Genomic DNA, 1503 nt, shown 5'->3' on the forward strand with positions numbered 1-1503 from the left:
AGCCACACCACCAGGGGGGACACGTTCTCCGGCGCCATCGCGTCGAAGGCCCCCGCCGCCGGGGCGGCCATCGTCGCCGCGAAGGTCTCCTCGGTCATCCGGGTCCGCGCCGCCGGAGCGACCGCGTTGACCTGGACCCCGTACCGGCCCATCTCGGCCGCCGCCACCAGCGTCAGCCCGAGGATCCCCGCCTTGGCCGCGCTGTAGTTGCCCTGCCCCACGGAGCCCAGCAGCCCGGCCCCGGACGAGGTGTTGACGACCCGGGCCGCCACCGGCCGGCCGGCCTTGGCCTCGGCCCGCCACCACGCGGCCGCCGCCCGCAGCGGCAGGAAGTGGCCCTTGAGGTGGACCCGCATGACCGCGTCCCAGTCGTCCTCCCCGAGGTTGACCAGCATCCGGTCCCGGAGAAAGCCGGCGTTGTTGACCAGGGTGTCCAGCCGCCCGAAGGCGTCCAGGGCGCAGGCCACCAGCGACCGCGCCCCCTCGCCCGTGGCGACGTCCCCTCCGTGTGCCACCGCCTCCCCGCCCAGGGCCCGGATCTCCTCCACCACCCGCGTGGCCGGGCTGCCCGGGCCGGGGAGGCCGTCGAGTCCGACCCCGAGGTCGTTGACGACGACCCGCGCCCCCTCCGCCGCGAAGGCCAGGGCGTGGGCCCGGCCCAGCCCCCTGCCGGCGCCCGTCACGATGACCACTCGTCCGTCCGCGATGCCCATGCAGGTTCTCCTCACTCCGATCCGCATCCGCCGGCCGTTCCGGCCACCGGTCCCGCATCCCGCCACCCGCCCGGCGTCCCCGTCGGTCACCGTCCGGCCGGCCCGTCACTCCGCCCGCGTCACCCCGCCGGCCTCCCCCTGGTTGGCCGTCGCCGCCGCGAGGAACGCCGGGCGTTCGCCGCCCCCGTGCACCAGCAGGCTGGCGCCGCTCACGTACGCCGCGCGGTCCGAGGCCAGGAACACCGCCGCCTCCCCCACGTCCGCCGGTTCCGCCAGCCGGCCCAGCGGGACGGTGGCGGCGACCGCCGCGACGCCCGCCCCGTCCCCGTAGTGCAGGTGGGCCAGTTCGGTGCGGACCATGCCGAGGACGAGGGAGTTGACCCGTACCTCGGGGGCCCATTCCACGGCCATCGAGCGGGCCAGGTTCTCCAGCCCCGCCTTCGCCGCCCCGTAGGCGGCGGTGCCCGGCGAGGGGCGGGTCCCGCTGACGCTGCCGATCATCACCACCGAGCCACGGCTCGCGCGCAGCCACGGGTACGCGGCCAGCGAGGCCGTCAGCGGTGCCACCAGGTTGAGGGCGACCACCCGTGCGTGCCGCTCCGGACCGCCCTCCCCCAGCAGCCGGTACGGGGTCCCGCCGGCGTTGTTCACCAGGCAGTCGAGCCGCCCGTACCGTCCCGCGACCCCGTCGAGGAACTCCCCGACGGCGGCCGGGTCGCGCAGGTCCACGGCGGTGAAGGCCGCCTCCCGCCCGCCCTCCTCCACCGGCCGGTCCGGCGGGCGGCGGGGG

The 1503-nt window shown here is 77.2% G+C and carries 2 protein-coding genes; both read right to left on the reverse strand.

What is annotated here, in order from left to right; all coding sequences use genetic code 11:
- On the reverse strand, window positions 1-713 hold a 713-nt coding region (locus tag VR44_RS36065; RefSeq protein ID WP_045951880.1), incomplete at its 3' end, for an SDR family oxidoreductase.
- Window positions 714-818: 105 nt separating this feature from the next.
- The coding region (locus VR44_RS36070) for an SDR family oxidoreductase (protein ID WP_045951881.1) at window positions 819-1503 on the reverse strand (685 nt) is incomplete at its 5' end.

The sequence above is a fragment of the Streptomyces katrae genome (assembly GCF_000966975.1).
GTDB lineage: Bacteria > Actinomycetota > Actinomycetes > Streptomycetales > Streptomycetaceae > Streptomyces > Streptomyces katrae.